Source organism: Rhodococcus sp. RDE2, assembly GCF_020885655.1.
Taxonomy (GTDB): Bacteria; Actinomycetota; Actinomycetes; order Mycobacteriales; family Mycobacteriaceae; genus Rhodococcus; species Rhodococcus pyridinivorans.
Genome location: NZ_AP025186.1, coordinates 374,222 through 390,814 on the forward strand (window position 1 = coordinate 374,222; position 16,593 = coordinate 390,814).

Below are 16,593 nucleotides of genomic sequence, written 5' to 3' on the forward strand. Positions count from 1 at the left end.
CACAGTGGCCGGACGCACGTCCGGCCACTGTGTCGTTTCCCGTCGGACGATTACACGGCGCTGTCGCGTTCGAGACCGAACCAGTAGTGCTCTCCGTCGTCGAACACCAGCGAGCCCTTACCGTTCATCACCCCGACGACGGTGTCGTCGTCGACCTTCTTGAAATGGTCGAAGACCGGCATGCCGTCGTAAACCATCGTCGCCGTCACCTCGCCGCGGAAGACGATCTCCCACAGGCTCGCCTCGCCGCGTCCGGTCTTCGTGTCGGAGAACAACTCGCCGTCCTCGTCGTAACACACGAGCGGCTGGACCTCGGACACAGACGCGAACGTCTTCCCGTACCACCGCGACCTGCCGAGCAGTGTGTGGGTGCGGTGCCCGGTGTCGAAACTGAAGCCCTTCCAGCGGTATCCGACGAGATCGTCGATGCGTGCAGGAGCGAGATGCTCCCAGAGGGCGTCGAGTTCGCGAGGATCGATCCGGTCGGTGCGGGCGCGCAGTTCCTCGAGTCGCTGGACGACGTTCATGTGTTCCCCTGGATGTCGAAGGTGAGTACGGCCTTGACGACCTCGCCGGAAGCGACAGCGGCGAGAGCGTCGTCGAGTTTCGTGAAATCGAAGGTCTGAACGAGCTCGTCGACGGGGAAGCGCCCGTCGCGCCACAGTGCGGCCAGTTCGGGAAGGAACCGGTGCGGATCGACGTCGCCCTCGATGACTCCGGTCAGGGTGCGACCGGACAACAGATGGGTCTGGTCGATCGAGACGGGATTGCGGCCGGCGCGCAGTCCGAGGGTGGCGCAGACGCCGGGACTGGTCAGGGACGACAGTGCCTGCCGGATCACGGATTCCGAACCCACGGACTCCACCGCGTAGTCGGCGCCACCGCCGGTGAGACGGCGCAGATGGCGTCCGAGGTCGTCGTGATCGGTGGGGGAGAGCAGCTCGGTGGCCCCGAGCGATCGCGCGAGTCCGTGCCGTCGCGGGTTGGGGTCGACACCGATGATGTTCGCGCACCCGGCGATACGTGCCGCCATCACCGCGGCCATGCCGACGGCGCCGAGACCGAAGACGACGATCGTCGACCCCCGTTCCGGCCGCAGCACCTCGAGCACGGTTCCGGCGCCGGTCGCCAGACCGCACCCGAGCGGACCCGCCGACGCCACCGGGACATCCGCCGGCAGACGCACCGCGTTGCGTTCGGTGGCCACGACGAGCGAGGAGAACGACGACTGTCCGAACCAGTTGCCGTGCAACGGTGCTCCGTCGGCGTCGCGGAGCACCGCGGTGCCGTCGCCGCGCACACCGCCGTAGTTGAGCGGGGCGAACCGCGTGCAGTAGGCGTGCCGTCCCCGGGCACAGTTGCGGCACGTGCGGCACGAGTCGAATCCGAGGACCACCCGGTCGCCGACCGCGAGATCGGTGACTGCCGAACCCACTTCGGTGACGACCCCGGCACCCTCGTGGCCCAGCACGACGGGCGTCGGGACGGGGACGCCTCCCGCGGCGGCGGTGAGATCGGTGTGGCAGATCCCGACCCCGTGAACCTGGACGAGCACTTCGTCGTCGCGCAGTTCGGGCACGGTCACCGTCTCGAGCCGCAGCGGTGCGCCGTACTCGCGGAGTACCGCGGCGGTCGCGGTGCGGGTCATCCCGCCGCCTCCGGCGAACCGGTGCCGCCGAGCAGCACCGAGAGCATCAGCTGCTGTACCCGGCGTTGCCGGGAGGGGGTGGGCAGGAAGTGCACGAGGTTGCCGGTGTCGAGCACGAGGTTGAGCGCGGCGTGCACGAGGAAACGGCACTCGACGGCGGGCAGTTCGGGGCGTAGCTCGCCGACCAGACGGGCCCATTCCTCGATGTTGAGGCGCTGGATGTTCCGCAGGTCGCTGCGGTGGTGCGCGGGCAGATTGCCGACCTCGGCGAAGTACACCGACATCAGTTCGCTGTTCTCGAACGACATCCGGACGTACACCTCGGTGAGGACGTCGAGGGCCTGCGCGGAGGTCGTCGAGTCGGCGAGCGCCTCGCCGATGATCACCGCGACGCGATCACCGGCCCGGTGGAAGGCGGCCGCGAGCAGATCGGCCTTGCTCGCGAAGTGCCGGTAGACGCCGGACGCGTTGATACCGGCTGCCGCACCGATCTCCTCGATGCTCACCTCGTGATAGCCCCGCGCATCGAAGAGCAGCACTGCCTCCTGCAGGAGGACCTCGCGCTTGTTCGCTACGGACAATCCGCGCGGTTCGGGGGGCGGCGTGGGCTCGTCGACATCGGGCACCAGGTCGGTCGCGGCGACCGCCGTGCACGCGTCGAGCAGCAGCTGCTGCAGGCGCCGGTTGGACAGTGGGACACGGTGGGTGGTGATGGAGCCGGTCACGCTGAGCATCGCGCTGCTGAGCAGGATGTAGTCGTCGTCGGTGAGATCGGGCCGCAGGCGCGCGACCGTGCGGGCGAGATGGCGGTTGAGCGCTCTCATCTTCGAGCGGATCTCGCTGTGGTCCTCGCCGGTGAGATAGCGACGTTCCCAGCGGTACAACCCGCCCGTCCGGCGGTTGTCGATCGTGGTGCGGATGAGCGCGAGGAGCTTGCGTTCGAGTTCCTCGGCGGCGTCGAGTTCGGCGCCGTTCGCTCCGCTCTGCTCGTCGAACTCCGCGAGGGCGGCGCCGAGGGCGTCGGCGAGGGTGACCACGGCGTGGTGGAACAGGGCGTACTTGTTCGGGAAGTGCCGGTACAGGGCGGGGCCGGAGATGCCGACGGCAGTGGCGATCTCGTCGATGCTCACGCCGTGGTAGCCGCGTTCGCTGAACGCCTCGGCCGCGACCGTGGCGATCTGTGCCTTGCGGTTCTTCGGCCGGCGCCGCACGGTGGGGGTCGGGGTGTCGGTCTTCGCGGCTGTGCGTGCCCCGACCTGCGCTTGTTCGGGCACCCTGCCTCCTCGTCGTGGATCCTGTTTCCGGCCGCGATGTCGCGGCGAATGTTCGTCGGCCTCAAAGGTAACAGTCACACCCCCTGCAGAGAAACACTACTTTCGGGTAATAATCGCCAAAACTGCAGGACAGAACGTATTGACAAACCAGCACCCAGGACGCAAAGTTAACCCCAATTCTTCAGGTGCGTCACCGCTGGGCGCATACGGAACCGTCACGACAGCGGCACTTTTCGAAGGACCGAGGAGGACTCGTGAGAACCCGATTCACCGAGATTTTCGGGGTGGAGCATCCCATCGTCCAGGGCGGCATGATGTGGGTCGGCCGCGCCGAACTCGTGGCCGCCGTGGCGGAGGCGGGAGCGCTCGGCTTCATCACCGCACTGACCCAGCCCACCCCGGAGGATCTCGTTCGCGAGATCGAACGGACGCGCGAACTCACCGACAAGCCGTTCGGCGTCAACCTCACGATCCTGCCGTCGATCAATCCGCCGCCGTACGCCGAGTACCGCCAGGCGATCATCGACTCGGGCGTGAAGATCGTCGAGACCGCCGGCTTCAACCCGGCCGATCACCTGCCGCACTTCAAGGACGCCGGCATCAAGGTGATCCACAAGTGCACGAGCGTGCGGCACGCGGTCAAGGCCGAGCGCATCGGCGTGGACGCCGTGAGCATCGACGGCTTCGAGTGCGCCGGCCACCCGGGTGAGGACGACGTCCCGGGCCTGATCCTCATCCCCGCCGCGACGAGCAAGCTCGGCATCCCCGTCATCGCCTCGGGCGGCATCGCCGATTCCCGCGGGCTCGTGGCGGCGCTCGCGCTCGGCGCGGACGGGGTCAACATGGGCACCCGCTTCATGTGCACGGTCGAATCGCCCGTGGCCCACGAGGTCAAGGAGCAGATCGTCCGCAACACCGAACTCGACACCAAGCTCATCTTCCGCACTTTGCGCAACACCGCTCGTGTCGCCACCAACGCGGTGAGCGAAGAGGTCGTCGAGATCGAATCGCGCGGAGCCGAATTCGGCGACATCGCCCACCTGGTCGCCGGTGCGCGCGGCCGCAAGGTGTTCGAGGACGGAGATCTCGACGCCGGTATCTGGACGGCCGGGCAGAGCCAGGGGCTCATCCACGACATCCCCACCGTCGGCGAACTGGTCGACCGCATGGTCACCGAGGCGAAGGCCGTCATCACGGGCCGCCTGAACGACATCGCCGGTGCCGACCGGACGGTGCGCGCATGACCTCGACCACCACCGAGAGCCTGCGGTCCGAACTCGCCGACGGCATCCTGCGACTGACCATCACGCGTCCGCGCCGGATGAACGCGATCGACCTGACCACGATGAAGACGCTGAGCGACGCGGTGAAGGCGGCCGGCGACGACGAACGCGTCCGTACGATCGTCGTCACCGGTGAGGGATCGGCGTTCTGCACGGGTGCGGACCTGGCTGCGGGAGCAGCGGATCCGCAGGACCCCGGTGTCGTCATGGACACCGCCAACGAACTGGTCCGGACGATCGCGTCCGTCCCGGTCCCCGTCATCGCGGCGGTCAACGGACCCGCCGCGGGCGTCGGCGTCTCGATCGCCCTCGCGGCCGATCTCACCTACGCGGCCGAGAGTGCGTACTTCCTGCTCGCCTTCGTCAACATCGGACTGATGCCCGACGGCGGCGCGAGCCTGCTGGTTCCCGCCGCGATCGGGCGGGCCCGGGCCGCCGAGATGGCACTGCTCGGCGAGCGGGTGTCCGCGCAGGACGCCGACCGGTTCGGACTGGTGGCCCGCACCCTGCCCGACGCCGAACTTGCCGCACATGTCGACGCCGTCGCCTCGCGGACCGCATCCGGCCCGCGACGTGCCCTGGAACTGACGAAGCGGGCCCTCAACGCCTCGACGCTCGGCGAACTCGACGCGGCGCTCGCGCGGGAGAAGGACGGCCAGGTCGAACTCCTCGGCTCCGCCGACTTCGCAGAGGGGGCCATGGCGATGCTGGAGAAGCGCCCCGCCCGCTTCGCCTGACCGGGCGATCCTTCCCGAGCACGGTTCTCGGGGGATCGACAAGGAACTTCCCGGGCGGGAGCAGGGACCGGCGTGCTCGTCGGAACACCCGCTCCCGTCCGGTGAACCCAGCGCTCGACCAGTATTTTCTGCGGTATCCACCCGTTCTCGCTCGGCGACGACGCCTGGAGCGAGTCGGGCCGCATTCGCGGAATCTCCGTTAACAAAAGCTCTGGCCCAAACCCTTCCGGGCCTGTAATGTGCCTCACACATCGACGGCTCGGCACAGGCCGTGCCCGCACTCCCGCCCCGTCACGAGAGGATCATCGATGGTTCCCCCCTCTGTCGTTTCCGAAGCGGTCGGTTCCGACGCGACCCGCTTCCGTAGCAACAACTGGAACAATCAGGTGGCGCGCCACGCCCTGATGATTCCCGATCGCACGGCCTTCCGATTCCGCGGCGAGACCATCACCTGGTCGCAGCTGAACACGCGTGTCGAGAAGCTCGCCGATGCACTCTCGCGTCGCGGCGTCGGCTTCGGCGACCGCATCATCATCCTCATGCTCAACCGTCCGGAGTACGTCGAGATCGTGCTCGCGGCCAACGCCCTCGGTGCCATCGCCGTGCCGGTGAACTTCCGCCTCACCGCACCCGAGGTCGCCTTCCTCGTGGGTGATTCCGGCGCGAAGGCGATCGTCGCGGAGGGACCGCTCGTCCCGCTCGCCGCCGCCGCGCGTGGCCAGGCCGAGGGCATCGAACTGTCCATCACGGTCGGAGCCGAGCCGGAAGGCGACTCGCTCTCCTACGAGGCGCTCGTCGCCGAAGAGGGCGAACCCCACCCGCCGGTGGCGATCCCGAACGACACGCCCGCGCTCATCATGTACACCTCGGGCACCACGGGCCGGCCGAAGGGCGCCGTGCTCACCCACTCCAATCTCGAAGCGCAGTCGCTCACCTGCATCCGGGCCTTCCGTCTGTTCGACGAGTCGGGCATCGGTTTCTGCGCGTCGCCGATGTTCCACATCGCGGCCCTCGGCTCGATCGCCCCGAGCCTGATGCTCGGCACCCCCACCGTCATCCACCCGGTCGGCGCCTTCGACCCGGAGGAACTGCTCGACGTGCTCGAGGCCGAGAACGTCACCAGTCTGTTCCTCGTGCCGGTGCAGTGGCAGGCGATGTGCGCCGCGCAGCGGGCCGAGCCGCGGAAACTGAAGCTGCGCAACATCTCCTGGGGTGCGGCACCCAGCTCCGACACGATCCTGCGGGCCATGGCGGAGACCTTCCCCGACGCCTTCAACGTGGCGGTCTTCGGGCAGACCGAGATGTCGCCCATCACCTGCGTGCTCGACGGCGACGACGCCATCCGCAAGCTCGGTTCCGTGGGCCGGGTCATCCCCACCATCCAGGCGCGCGTGGTCGACGACGAGATGAACGACGTCGCCCCCGGTGAGGTCGGCGAGATCGTCTACCGCGGCCCCACCATGATGCGCGAGTACTGGAACAACCCCACCGCCACCAGCGAGGCGTTCTACGGCGGATGGTTCCACTCCGGCGACCTCGTGCGCGTCGACGAGGAGGGCTTCGTCTACGTCGTCGACCGCAAGAAGGACATGATCATCTCGGGTGGCGAGAACATCTACTGCGCCGAGGTGGAGAACGTCCTGTACGGGCACCCCAAGGTGCTCGAGGCCGCGGTCATCGGCCGCCCCGACGCGAAGTGGGGCGAGGTGCCCGTCGCCGTCGTCGCGCTCGAGCCCGGCAACGACGATCTCACCCTCGACGAACTCCAGCCGTACCTGAACGAGCACCTCGCGCGGTACAAGCACCCCAAGGAGGTCGTGATCGTCGACGCCCTGCCCCGCAACGCGAGCGGCAAGGTCGTCAAGGGTGAACTCCGCGGCGGTCTCCCCGCCGTCACCCAGGGCTGATCCCGGCGCACTCCTCGTACGAACGAACGGGGACCGGACCACTACGGTCCGTGTCCTCGTTCGTCGTCGTTCGGCGCCGGATCGGTGAGGTCGCGTCGGGGGAGCCGTTGAACTACTGGAAGAAGTTGTTGGAAGGACTGGGCGGATGACACCGACCGATGCCCCCACCGGTAACGACACCGAATCCGCAGCGGAATCGCGCGATGCTGCTGCGGCCACCCGTTCCGGCGTGGGCCGGTGGGTCACCGCCGCGGTCGTCGTGGTGTTGCTTGCGGCCGCCGGTTTCTTCGGATTCCGTTGGTGGCAGGCCGAACAGGACGCGGCGCTGCGCGACGACGCGATCACGCAGGCCCGCGAGTACGCAGTGGCGCTCGGCACCTACGACTACCGCTCGTTCGACGACAACCTCACCGCCGTGACCTCCAATGCCACCGAGGAATTCGCCTCCCGCTACGAGGAGGTGGCCGGAGATCTGCGAGAGCTCGTGGCGAACGGGGAGGGTACGTCGGCGGCGCGGGCCGAGCACGCCGGTCTCGAGAGCTTCGACGGCGATGTCGCCACGGTGCTGGTCTTCCTCGATCAGGACGTGAAGAACGTCGTCGTGCCGGAGGGACGTACCGACGCGACCCGCTTCGTCATCACATTGAAGCGGGTCGGCGACCGGTGGTTGCTCGACGGAGCCGACGCACGGTAGCGCGGGCCGGCTCCCGCGGTAGCGGAGCGTCGAATACCACCGACTTCGTCAGGCCTCGGTGAGCGTCTTCGATGCGGTGTCGTCCGGACTCGTCTCGGCCGTGCGCGGGACGGTGAAAGCCGCAGCGACGCAGGCGATCGCGACGACGAAGCACGCCACGGTGTACCACAGGCTGCCGATCGGGTCGCCCGCTTCGGTGACCCCGTCGACGGCGGAGAACCAGTCGGGCAGAGCGCCGATCCACAGCACGGCCATCACAGCGAGATAGGCGACGGCGTACCAGCGGACGAGGTCGTTCGAATAGGGCCGATCGGTGGGTGTGCTCCGCAGTCGAGACCACTGGCGCGAGAGCACGTAGATCGCCACGATCGACAGGATCACGAGTTCGGCAGCATAGATCGTCGCTCGAACAGTCGTGCTGCCCATGCCGATCACGGTCGCCGGCGCCGGGAGGATCACCACACCCACGGACGCGAGAAGCCCGACGGTGATCGTGCGCCAGGTCAGTTCGAGCCCGCCGAAGGTGCGCCCGGCGTCGATGTGCCGGCCGACGAAGAACTGCGCGCAGAATGCGAGCGACATCGGCCACAGAGCAGCGAAGACCACGACGCTGGGCAGCGGAACGGAGTCGAAGAAGGGCTGATTGATCGGATTGTCGAGCGACCACTCCCACCACCGCAGCTGCGGTCCGAGGTGATCGAAGATTTCGTAGAAGGCGTGGTGGACGAAGCCCACGCAGACCGCGCCGACGACGGTGCCGTACTGCCGGAACACCCCGAGCATCCGGACGATCTCGAACGCGATCGTCGCCATCATCGGGTAGATCGCGATGATGTACAGCGGCAGGCGTCCCCACATGAACTCGACGGTGAACACGTTGTGCGCGAACATCGTGTCGAGGTAGTCCTCCACGCCGAAGGCGTCGGGGAAGTACAGCAACGGTTCGATGATGAACAGGAACGCGAGCGTACCGAGCCAGACGACGAGGTTCGTGGCGTCACCGGTGCGCCGCAGCCGGACGATCGCGTACACGAGCATCAGCACCGCCCCGAGCACGATGGTCGCCTCGAGGACGGGCAGCGTCCAGTTCTCCAGCGCGAACGGGCTGCGCAGTTCGAAGATCCCACCGGCTTCGTCGCACGAGAATCCGAGGCGGGTCGAGAGGTCCTCGAAGGTGGGCGAACACAGGTCGGACATCAGTTGTTCCTTCCGCCCACGGTTTCGGCCGTGTACCAGTGCGAGACGTCGTAGCCTTCGTCGAATCGACGGAACCACACGTCGGCGAGCGCCGGCAGCTTCTCGTGGTCGGGATTGTGCTTGGGCATCTGGCTGCGAACGATGCCCACCAGCGCGACGAGCTGTTCGCCGAGCGGCAGGACGTCGAAGGCACGCGGCATCGGGCCGTGGTCCTCGTACTGCAGGAACGGCAACCGGCGCCGCAGGTTCTGCTTACGGCGGTACGACGCGAACATCGACATCGCGTCGATCTTCCGTTCCTCCAGCGGCACATGCTTGTTGAAGCCCTCGCACGCGATGGCGATGACGTCGAGAACGTGCTTGAACACCGAGGGGGCCTGCCGCATGCGGTACAGATCGCTGCCGACCACCGCGTCGAAGATGATGAGCGCCGAACTGCGGTGTTCGACCTCCTCGACGAAATGCCAGATGAACAACGAGGCGACCCGGTCGTCGCCGGGGCGGAAGAGCGATGCGTCGTTGTCGAGCATGAGCTTGAAGACCGGAGTGAAGGTCGCCTCGAGGTCGGCGGTGTACGCGAGGCGGTATTCGGCGGAGGTCTCGGCGGTGAGCTTGTCGAAGGCGCCGATGACGTCGTCGAGCGTCTCCTGCAGCCCCGGGTAGCTCTTGATCAGACCCTTCACGTGCTGCCGGTGGGCGGTGGAGTGCTGCCCCTCCTGGTACATGAAGGCGTTGGCCTCTTCGAGGACCTCGGGATCGGTGATGCGCGGGGTGATCTCGCGGATCATGTTCACGATCATCTTCTCGAAGCCGATCGCGAGGAACGAGACGGCGTTGGCCATGCTCGAGAAGGCCGGATTCTCCTCGTTCCACAGGAACGGCACGTCGTAATCCGCGAATGCGAAGCGCATCTTGCGGACCTGCAGGTTCGTCATGGGGTGGTACCTCGTCTCGTCGACACCGGACTGGTTGTGGACCTGGTTGGGACACGGTCGGGGAGGACCTCGGAAGAGCCGGGAGGCCCCCGATCGGCGTGACCATACACGAAATGCGTCATGTGTATGATAGGTGTCCCATTCGCTCGCGGGAGCCCGTTTCGGACCACATCCACCGAGGCCGGCCGTGTTACCGTCGGGCCTTCTCCAGGCGACGGTTCGAGGTAGCGCGAAGTGGCACGTAGACGTGGGTGGGGTGGGAGTCCTCCCGCCAGCGACGAAGAGGCGTCGCAACGGATCGTTGCGGCTGCCGTCGACCTGATCGACCGGACCGGCGCCGAGATCAGCATCGCCGACGTGGCCCAGTCACTCGGGGTGATCCGCCAGACGGTCTACCGCTACTTCCCGAGCGCCGACGCCCTCATGCGCGCGGCCGCCATCGCGTCGGTCGAAGGGTTCCTGGAGCGCCTGACCCGGCAGGTGGCGGGGCTCGACGACCCGGTCGAGTCCATGACCGAAGCCGTGGTCTACACACTCGCGGAGGTGCGTCGCACCCCGCATCTCGGCATCCTGTTGTCGAGCACCTACTCGAACCCGCACCCCGAGGAGATCGCCTCGGAAGAGGCGTGGATGTTCGGCATGGCGATGATCAAGCGATTCGACGTGGACTGGGAGAAGCACGGCTACGACGACGACTCTCTCGCCGAGCTGGTCGAATACGTGCTGCGCACGATGCAGTCGTTCTTCGTGTCACCGGGAACGCCGCCACGCTCCGACGACGATCTGCGCCGCTACCTGCGGCGATGGATGGGGACGGCGATCCTTGCCCAACGGGAGTGGGATTCCGGCAACCCCGCGGAGGGCGATCACTCTCCCGTAGAGTCCGGTTCGTGACGAGCGACGAGCAGCAGATCAGGCGTGCCGATCGCACGCGCGACGGCGACCCGCAGAACGTTCCCCGCCCGCTGGAGGGCGAAGCCGACCGCACGGTGGTGGAGACGACCTGGGGCGAGGTGCAGCCGATGCAGGTGGCGGCGGGCGTGGCGACCGTCGGTGAACTCGAGGTGATCGAACTGCTCGACCGGGGTGCTGCGCTCGTGGACACGCGGGTGCCGGATTCCCGGAGCGGGGTGAGCCTCCCCGGTGCCGTGAACATCCCGCACGACGACATCGTCGAGAGGAAGGGCGAGCTCGATACCGCCCGGACGACGATCGTCTTCTGCAACGGTCCCCAGTGCCCTCAGTCGCCCGATGCGATCCGGAAGCTGATCGATGCCGGATATCCCGCGTCCGCACTCGCCTACTACCGCGGGGGCCTGCACGACTGGGCAACTCTGGGATTCCCGCTCGCCTCGGTCTGACCCGGGTCGTGGAAAAGGACTTGCGTTCGCACTGTGACGTAGCTAACATCGAAGGTGCGAATCGAGCTTATGAGACGTCCGCGGACGACAGAGAGAAGCTCGTGAAGCAGAGATCCGGCCCGGAGAACGCGTAAAGCGAATCACCGGGCCGAACCCCTGTTCAGGGGAGGATTCGCGGTCACTTGTCCGGTCGGTGCCGATCGCCGCGACCGCAGCGGGGGCTTTCGAAGGGGGACTCGGGTGGGGGAGCGCATCACGACCGTCGAGAGGGACGGACTCCGGTTCGACATCCGCGACGACGGGCCGATCGACGGCGACCCCATCGTTCTTCTGCACGGCTTCCCACAGGACTCCCGATCCTGGGAGGCGGTCGCGCCCTACCTGCACGCTGCGGGATACCGCACCTTCGCCCCGGATCAGCGCGGCTACTCGCCCGGTGCCCGACCTCGGCGTCGTCGGGACTACCGCCTGCGGCACCTCGTGGACGACGCCGTTGCGCTCATCGACGTGGTGCCAGGCAAGAACGTGCACGTCGTCGGGCACGACTGGGGAGCGGTCGTCGCGTGGGGTCTGGCCACCCGACGTGCCGAACTGGTCCGGACCGTGACAGCGGTGTCCGTCCCGCATCCCGCTGCCTTCCTGCGTGCCTTCGGCACGAGCCTGCAGCTGCTGCGTTCGTGGTACATGCTCGCTTTCCAGGTCCCGTGGATCCCGGAGATTCTGCTGAGCAACGAGGCCGTCGGTCGCTCGGTGTTGCGGCGGACGGGGCAACCCGCCGAGGCAGCCGAGCGGGACTCCGCGCGCATGGCCGATCCCGACGCCGTCCGCGGCGGCGTGAACTGGTATCGAGCCGTGCCCTTCGTGGATCCGAGAGCGACCCTCGAACCCGTTCGCGTGCCCACGCTCATGGTGTGGAGCGACGGCGACGTCGCCATCGCGCCCGCGGGGGTCGACGCGACCGCCCGCTACGTCAGTGGTCCGTACCGACGGGAAACGCTCGTCGGTACGAGCCACTGGATCCCGGACGAGGAGCCGGAGAAGCTCGCGCGGCTGGTCCTCGAACACATCGCCGCGCACGGCTGATCGCCCGGGCGCGTAACCGTCAGGCGCGCAACCGTTCCTGCCGCAGCAGATCGACCTCGGGCAGATCCAGCGGCGGCAGCGAGTCGACTCCCAGAGCGCGCATCAGGAGATGATCGGCGAGCTCGGGATTGCGGGCGAGTACGGGACCGTGCAGATAGGTGCCGATCACCGAACCCTGCACGGCACCTTCGAGTCCGTCGCCCACACCGTTGCCGACACCGCGGTCGACGCGGCCGAGCCCGGTGGCGTCGGAGCCGAGAGTCGTTCCACCACGGTGGTTCTCGAATCCGGTCAGCGGCTGGGTGAGGCCCGACAGCGTGGGGCGGATGACGATCTCGCCGATCGCGCGGGTCTGCTGCGGCGAGGTGGTCGCGTCGAGGATGCCGACACCGTCGACGCGTTCGCCCGAGGACGTCTCGTACCAGTGGCCGAGCACCTGGATCGCGGCGCAGATGGCCAGCACGGGCGCTCCGCGCTCGGCGGCGCGCTGCAGACCCGGATAGCGCTGCAGGTGCCGCGTGGCCAGTCGCTGCGCGGCGTCCTCGGCACCACCGAGGGTGTAGAGGTCGAGGGACTCGGGGACGGGATCGTTCAGTCCGATCTCGACGATCTCGGCGTCGTGACCGCGCATCCGCAGGCGCTGGCGCAGAACCAGGGCGTTGCCGCCGTCACCGTAGGTGCCCATCACGTCGGGCAGGACGAGTCCGATGCGGACGGTCGACTCAGACATGGGCAGCTCTCCTGGCGATGGCGGTGTTGAGATCGCGGAACGCGGTGTAGTTGGCGAGCACCTCCACACGGCCGGGAGGGCACGAGGCGATGGCCTTCAGCGGATCCGGCACCAGTGTGTGCTCGACACCCGCGTAGGTCAGGCGGACGGCGAGATCGGTGCCGCGTTCGCCTGCAGCCACCACCTGCACGCCTTCGAAATGTTCGAAGCGCACGTCCCACAGCCACGACAGGTCCTCGCCGTCGGGCACCTGACCGTTGACGGCGATCACCAGGCCGTCGACGGTCGGGTCGATCATCGACAGGGCCTCCTGCCAGCCGGCGGGGTTCTTCGCGAGCAGCATGTGCACCGAGTGCGGCCCGACCTGCACTGTCTTGTAGCGACCGGCGACCTCTTCGACGACCGAGGCGGCCGCGACGGCCTTCGCCGGATCGGCGCCGAGGGCCACGGCGGCCGCGACCGCCTGGGCGGCGTTGCCCCGGTTGGCGCGACCGGGGAGGGTCAGCTTCAGCGGGAGGACGAGGCCGTCCGGTCCGTACAGGTTCTCGTCGTCGACCCACCAGTCCGGTGTCGGCCGCGCGAAGTCGGAGCCGGTGCTGTACCAGTGGTCGCCCTCGCGGACGATCGGCTCGCCCGTGCGCGGGCAGCTCACCGAGTCGTTGGCCCAGCCGGCGCCCGCGGCGACCCATACGACGTTCGGGTTGTCGTAGGCGGCGGACGTGACGAGCACGTCGTCGCAGTTCGCGACGATCACGGCGTCGGGATGCCGCTTCAGTCCCTCGCGCAGCTTCCGCTCGATCATGTTGATCTCGCCGACCCGGTCGAGCTGGTCGCGGGTGAGGTTGAGCAGCACGATCGCGCGGGGCTCGAGGGCGTCGGCGACGTGCGGGGTGTGGAGTTCGTCGACCTCGATCGCGGCGAGCGGCGCCCGGAGATCGGTGGCGAGCGCGGCGACGATCCCGGCGTCCATGTTCGCGCCGTCCGCCTGGGTGACGACCGAGTCGATGGTCTCGAGCGCGGCCGCGGTCATGCGGGTCGTCGTGGACTTGCCGTTCGTCCCGGTGACGAGCACGGTCTGCCGGCCGTGGCCGAGCTGCTTCATGAGTGCCGGGTCGATCTTCAGGGCGACGAGCCCTCCGATCATCGAGCCCTTACCGCGTCCGGCCTTCTGGGACGCCCACGCGGCGGCTCGGGCTGCGCGCAGTGCGAGCCGTCCACGTGCGGTGATTCCTGTGCTGGTTCCCACGTCGGCGAGTGTTCCACAGGCGTGGGAGCGTTGTGTCGCCGGAGGAGCGTCCTGCTCGTCACACTGCGGTGTCCGCCCTGGGCGGCGAGGGCTCCGACGATGACGATCACACCGCCGATCAGCGACGACGGTGCCGGCTGTTCGCCGAGCGTGATCCACGCGACGGTGAACCCGACGACCGGCACCATGAGCGAGAGCGGTGCGACGGTCCCGGCGGGGTAGCGCGACAGCAGCGAGGCGTAGATGCCGGTGCCGGCAATGGTGCCCGCCAGGACGACGTAGGAGAGTCCGGCCAGGGCCAGGCCCCCGTCCGCAGTGGTGACGGCGGTCCCGAGGGTCGACCACGCCTGCGGACCCTCGGCGAACCAGGAGATCCCGAAGAAGGGGAGCACGGGCACGACGCACATCCACAGCATCAGGCGCATGGGGTCAACGGCGCCCGCCTTGCGGGTCGCGATGTTGCCGACCGCCCACGACAGGCCGGCGAGCAACGCGAGCGTCATAGGGATAAGGCTCACGTCCGCGGCGCCCTGCCCCACGGCGACGATCATCATGCCGGACACGGCGACGACGAGACCGGCGAGGCGGATTCCGTCGAGTCGTTCGCGCAGGAACAGAGCGGCGAGCAGGACCGTGAAGGGCGCGGACGATTGCAGTACGAGGGACGCGAGGCCCGTCGGCAGACCGGCCTCCATCGCCCAGAACAGGAAAGCGAACTGGGCGAAGCCGAACCCGGCGCCGTAGAGCAGGAGCCAGCGCATGGGAACGGCGGGTCGCGGGACGAACAGCAGGACCGGGACGGCGATGATCGCGAAGCGCAAGCCGGCGAAGAAGAACGGCGGGAAGTGATCGAGACCCAGTCTGATCGCGAGGAAGTTGCATCCCCAGAGCACCACGACGGTGAGCGCGAGCAGACGGTCCCGGAACGACATGCCGTCAATTCTTTGCGCAGGAAACAATCAGGACAAGCGAATGTTTCTGAAGGAACTGTGTAGCTTTACTACATGGATGTCGTGCGATTGCGGATACTGCGCGAACTCGCCGACCGCGGGACGGTGGCCGCGACCGCCGCAGCGTTGTCGATGACACCCTCGGCCGTCTCACAGCAGCTCAAGGTGCTCGCGCGGGAGGCGGGAGTACCCCTGCTCGAACCGGACGGCCGGCGTCTGCGGTTCACCGATGCGGGTCGCGCGCTCGTGGTGCGCGCCGACGAGGTCCTCGACGCGCTCGACCGGGCCGCCGACGAGATGACCGCCTACGCCCGGTCGCCTCGCGGACGGGTGCGCGTGGCGTCGTTCCCCTCCGGGGCGGCGCTCCTGCTGCCGGCCGTGCTCGAGGCAGCCGGGACGATCGGTGTCGAGCTGGACGTGAGCGACGAGGACGTCCCCGCCTCGGCCGCGCCCGCACTGCTCGCCGACTACGACGTGGTGCTCACCCACCGCGACGAGCGTTCGGCGCCGCTGTCCGGCCCGCGGGTCCACGTCGAGACACTCATGCGCGAACCGATCGATGTCGTCCTCCCGCCGGGGCACCGGCTCGCGGCGCAGGACCGTGTGCAGGTCGACGAACTGGTGGGGGAGAGCTGGATCAGCGTGCGGGGTGGATTCCCCGTCGACGACGTGTTGCTCTCCGTCGCGGCGGTGACGGGCATCCGGGCGCGGGTCGTGCACCGCATCAACGACTTCCGTGTCATCGAGGAGCTCGTCGCCGCGGGGCACGGGGTGGCCCTGTTGCCGCGGTATTCGGTTCTGCATCCGGCCTTGGTGCGCCTGCCGCTGGCCGGTGTGCGTGCGGCGCGGATCTACGAGCTCGTCACCCGCCCGGGAGCAGCGCGGCGGCCCGCCGTGGGTGCAGTGCTCGACAGTTTCCGGGCCGCGGCGGCACGGAAGCTGTCGATGTGAACGAACGGGTGGTCACGCGGGATCAGGCGAGTGCCTTGGCCTTCAGCGCGTCGAACTCGGCCTGGTCGATGACACCGTCGTCGAGCAGCTTCTTCGCGTCGGCGATGTGCTCGGCGGGCGACTTGCCGGCGACCGAGCGGATGTAGTCGTCCTGCACGGCCTTGTACTGCGCTGCTTCCTTCGCGGACCGCTCGGCCATGCCGCTGCCGTGGACGATCAGATAGATCAGGCCCGTCAGCCACGGGAAGACGAACAGGAAGACGATCCATATCGCCTTGACCCAGCCGGACTGTTCGCGGTTGCGGAACAGATCCCCGATGATCATCCACAGCATGATCAGGTACGCGATGAATGCGAAGCAGACGATGATGTACCAGATGATGTCCATGAATTCCATACGCACACTCCGGGTTCGAGCAGAACGACTCTGCGGGACGAGAATTGCGGAATTCGACGGATATCACCCGTGAACGGGTTCGTTCTCGTCGAACATTCGGAACTGTATCTTTCCGGAGAGTGCGGTAATTGCCCGAAACGGTATTCGTGAGATGAATTGTCGGGGTGAAAATCCCCGAAAACGACGAATGCGGTGGACCC

The 16,593-nt window shown here is 67.8% G+C and carries 17 protein-coding genes; 8 read left to right on the forward strand and 9 right to left on the reverse strand.

The genetic code is table 11. The annotated features are described in order from the left end of the window. Nucleotides 1-50: 50 nt before the first annotated feature. From LPH33_RS01725 to LPH33_RS01735, 3 genes are read right to left on the reverse strand one after another with little or no spacing between them, the layout of a single operon-like run. Nucleotides 51-527, reverse strand: coding sequence for a DUF4334 domain-containing protein (locus LPH33_RS01725; RefSeq protein ID WP_088898822.1), 477 nt, complete (start codon nt 525-527; stop codon nt 51-53). Continuing rightward, nucleotides 524-1,648: an NAD(P)-dependent alcohol dehydrogenase gene (locus LPH33_RS01730; RefSeq protein ID WP_229566861.1), complete on the reverse strand. Its 1,125-nt coding sequence runs from the start codon at nt 1,646-1,648 to the stop codon at nt 524-526. The genes LPH33_RS01725 and LPH33_RS01730 overlap by 4 nt, the downstream gene beginning before the upstream one ends. Continuing rightward, a complete protein-coding gene (locus LPH33_RS01735) occupies nt 1,645-2,922 on the reverse strand; it encodes a TetR/AcrR family transcriptional regulator (protein ID WP_229566862.1) in 1,278 nt (425 codons plus the stop codon). Before LPH33_RS01735 ends, LPH33_RS01730 begins: the two co-directional genes overlap by 4 nt. Before the next feature lie 254 nt (nt 2,923-3,176). Between LPH33_RS01735 and LPH33_RS01740 the strand changes: the two genes are divergently transcribed. From LPH33_RS01740 to LPH33_RS01755, 4 genes are all read left to right on the forward strand, one after another. Next, entirely contained in the window at nt 3,177-4,166 is a 990-nt protein-coding gene (locus LPH33_RS01740) for an NAD(P)H-dependent flavin oxidoreductase (protein ID WP_229566864.1), read from the forward strand. Continuing rightward, nucleotides 4,163-4,942 (forward strand): enoyl-CoA hydratase, encoded by a 780-nt coding sequence (locus tag LPH33_RS01745; RefSeq protein WP_016693188.1) that lies wholly within the window; start codon nt 4,163-4,165, stop codon nt 4,940-4,942. Before LPH33_RS01740 ends, LPH33_RS01745 begins: the two co-directional genes overlap by 4 nt. Before the next feature lie 308 nt (nt 4,943-5,250). Then, a complete protein-coding gene (fadD5, locus tag LPH33_RS01750; RefSeq protein ID WP_016693189.1) occupies nt 5,251-6,849 on the forward strand; it encodes a fatty-acid--CoA ligase FadD5 in 1,599 nt (532 codons plus the stop codon). Between the two features lie 145 nt (nt 6,850-6,994). Beyond that, complete coding sequence (locus LPH33_RS01755) at nt 6,995-7,543, forward strand: hypothetical protein (RefSeq protein WP_088898819.1); 549 nt, start codon at nt 6,995-6,997, stop codon at nt 7,541-7,543. A 48-nt stretch (nt 7,544-7,591) separates the two neighbouring features. Here LPH33_RS01755 and LPH33_RS01760 read toward each other — a convergent pair whose 3' ends face one another. Then, a complete protein-coding gene (locus LPH33_RS01760) occupies nt 7,592-8,740 on the reverse strand; it encodes a hypothetical protein (protein ID WP_088898818.1) in 1,149 nt (382 codons plus the stop codon). Beyond that, nucleotides 8,740-9,675 carry a metal-dependent hydrolase gene (locus tag LPH33_RS01765; protein ID WP_088898817.1) on the reverse strand — a complete coding sequence of 312 codons (936 nt, stop codon included), beginning with the start codon at nt 9,673-9,675 and terminating at the stop codon, nt 8,740-8,742. Before LPH33_RS01765 ends, LPH33_RS01760 begins: the two co-directional genes overlap by 1 nt. A gap of 234 nt (nt 9,676-9,909) precedes the next feature. On the opposite strand from LPH33_RS01765, the gene LPH33_RS01770 reads away from it, so the two are divergent. The 3 genes from LPH33_RS01770 (at nt 9,910) to LPH33_RS01780 (ending at nt 12,119) form a co-directional block, all read left to right on the forward strand. After that, nucleotides 9,910-10,569 carry a TetR/AcrR family transcriptional regulator gene (locus LPH33_RS01770; protein ID WP_088898816.1) on the forward strand — a complete coding sequence of 220 codons (660 nt, stop codon included), beginning with the start codon at nt 9,910-9,912 and terminating at the stop codon, nt 10,567-10,569. Continuing rightward, nucleotides 10,566-11,036 carry a rhodanese-like domain-containing protein gene (locus LPH33_RS01775; protein WP_016693195.1) on the forward strand — a complete coding sequence of 157 codons (471 nt, stop codon included), beginning with the start codon at nt 10,566-10,568 and terminating at the stop codon, nt 11,034-11,036. The genes LPH33_RS01770 and LPH33_RS01775 overlap by 4 nt, the downstream gene beginning before the upstream one ends. Before the next feature lie 240 nt (nt 11,037-11,276). Beyond that, nucleotides 11,277-12,119: an alpha/beta fold hydrolase gene (locus tag LPH33_RS01780; RefSeq protein ID WP_088898814.1), complete on the forward strand. Its 843-nt coding sequence runs from the start codon at nt 11,277-11,279 to the stop codon at nt 12,117-12,119. Between the two features lie 19 nt (nt 12,120-12,138). Here the strand turns inward: LPH33_RS01780 and LPH33_RS01785 are convergent, their stop codons facing one another. Genes LPH33_RS01785 through LPH33_RS01795 form a run of 3 tightly spaced genes read right to left on the reverse strand, consistent with a single transcriptional unit; the run spans nt 12,139 to nt 15,027 of the window. Beyond that, nucleotides 12,139-12,849 carry a type 1 glutamine amidotransferase gene (locus tag LPH33_RS01785; RefSeq protein WP_006552453.1) on the reverse strand — a complete coding sequence of 237 codons (711 nt, stop codon included), beginning with the start codon at nt 12,847-12,849 and terminating at the stop codon, nt 12,139-12,141. Further along, on the reverse strand, nt 12,842-14,095 hold the full coding sequence (locus LPH33_RS01790) for a Mur ligase family protein (protein WP_088898813.1): 1,254 nt from the start codon (nt 14,093-14,095) through the stop codon (nt 12,842-12,844). The genes LPH33_RS01785 and LPH33_RS01790 overlap by 8 nt, the downstream gene beginning before the upstream one ends. Beyond that, the gene (locus LPH33_RS01795) at nt 13,990-15,027 is read right to left on the reverse strand and encodes an EamA family transporter (RefSeq protein WP_016693198.1); all 1,038 of its coding nucleotides are present in this window, start codon (nt 15,025-15,027) and stop codon (nt 13,990-13,992) included. Before LPH33_RS01795 ends, LPH33_RS01790 begins: the two co-directional genes overlap by 106 nt. Before the next feature lie 72 nt (nt 15,028-15,099). Here LPH33_RS01795 and LPH33_RS01800 point away from each other — a divergent pair, with 72 nt between their 5' ends. Next, on the forward strand, nt 15,100-15,996 hold the full coding sequence (locus LPH33_RS01800; RefSeq protein ID WP_016693199.1) for a LysR family transcriptional regulator: 897 nt from the start codon (nt 15,100-15,102) through the stop codon (nt 15,994-15,996). A 22-nt stretch (nt 15,997-16,018) separates the two neighbouring features. On the opposite strand, the gene LPH33_RS01805 is transcribed toward LPH33_RS01800, so the two are convergent. After that, entirely contained in the window at nt 16,019-16,393 is a 375-nt protein-coding gene (locus LPH33_RS01805; RefSeq protein ID WP_088898812.1) for an SHOCT domain-containing protein, read from the reverse strand. Nucleotides 16,394-16,593: the final 200 nt, after the last annotated feature.

What these genes read in the sequence shown, in the direction of transcription:
- LPH33_RS01725 (WP_088898822.1), bottom strand. Translation starts at nt 527, where the DNA reads ATGAACGTCGTCCAGCGACTCGAGGAACTGCGCGCCCGCACCGACCGG.
- LPH33_RS01730 (WP_229566861.1), bottom strand. Translation starts at nt 1,648, where the DNA reads ATGACCCGCACCGCGACCGCCGCGGTACTCCGCGAGTACGGCGCACCG.
- LPH33_RS01745 (WP_016693188.1), top strand. Translation starts at nt 4,163, where the DNA reads ATGACCTCGACCACCACCGAGAGCCTGCGGTCCGAACTCGCCGACGGC.
- fadD5 (WP_016693189.1), top strand. Translation starts at nt 5,251, where the DNA reads ATGGTTCCCCCCTCTGTCGTTTCCGAAGCGGTCGGTTCCGACGCGACC.
- LPH33_RS01755 (WP_088898819.1), top strand. Translation starts at nt 6,995, where the DNA reads ATGACACCGACCGATGCCCCCACCGGTAACGACACCGAATCCGCAGCG.
- LPH33_RS01760 (WP_088898818.1), bottom strand. Translation starts at nt 8,740, where the DNA reads ATGTCCGACCTGTGTTCGCCCACCTTCGAGGACCTCTCGACCCGCCTC.
- LPH33_RS01765 (WP_088898817.1), bottom strand. Translation starts at nt 9,675, where the DNA reads ATGACGAACCTGCAGGTCCGCAAGATGCGCTTCGCATTCGCGGATTAC.
- LPH33_RS01785 (WP_006552453.1), bottom strand. Translation starts at nt 12,849, where the DNA reads ATGTCTGAGTCGACCGTCCGCATCGGACTCGTCCTGCCCGACGTGATG.
- LPH33_RS01795 (WP_016693198.1), bottom strand. Translation starts at nt 15,027, where the DNA reads ATGTCGTTCCGGGACCGTCTGCTCGCGCTCACCGTCGTGGTGCTCTGG.
- LPH33_RS01800 (WP_016693199.1), top strand. Translation starts at nt 15,100, where the DNA reads ATGGATGTCGTGCGATTGCGGATACTGCGCGAACTCGCCGACCGCGGG.
- LPH33_RS01805 (WP_088898812.1), bottom strand. Translation starts at nt 16,393, where the DNA reads ATGGAATTCATGGACATCATCTGGTACATCATCGTCTGCTTCGCATTC.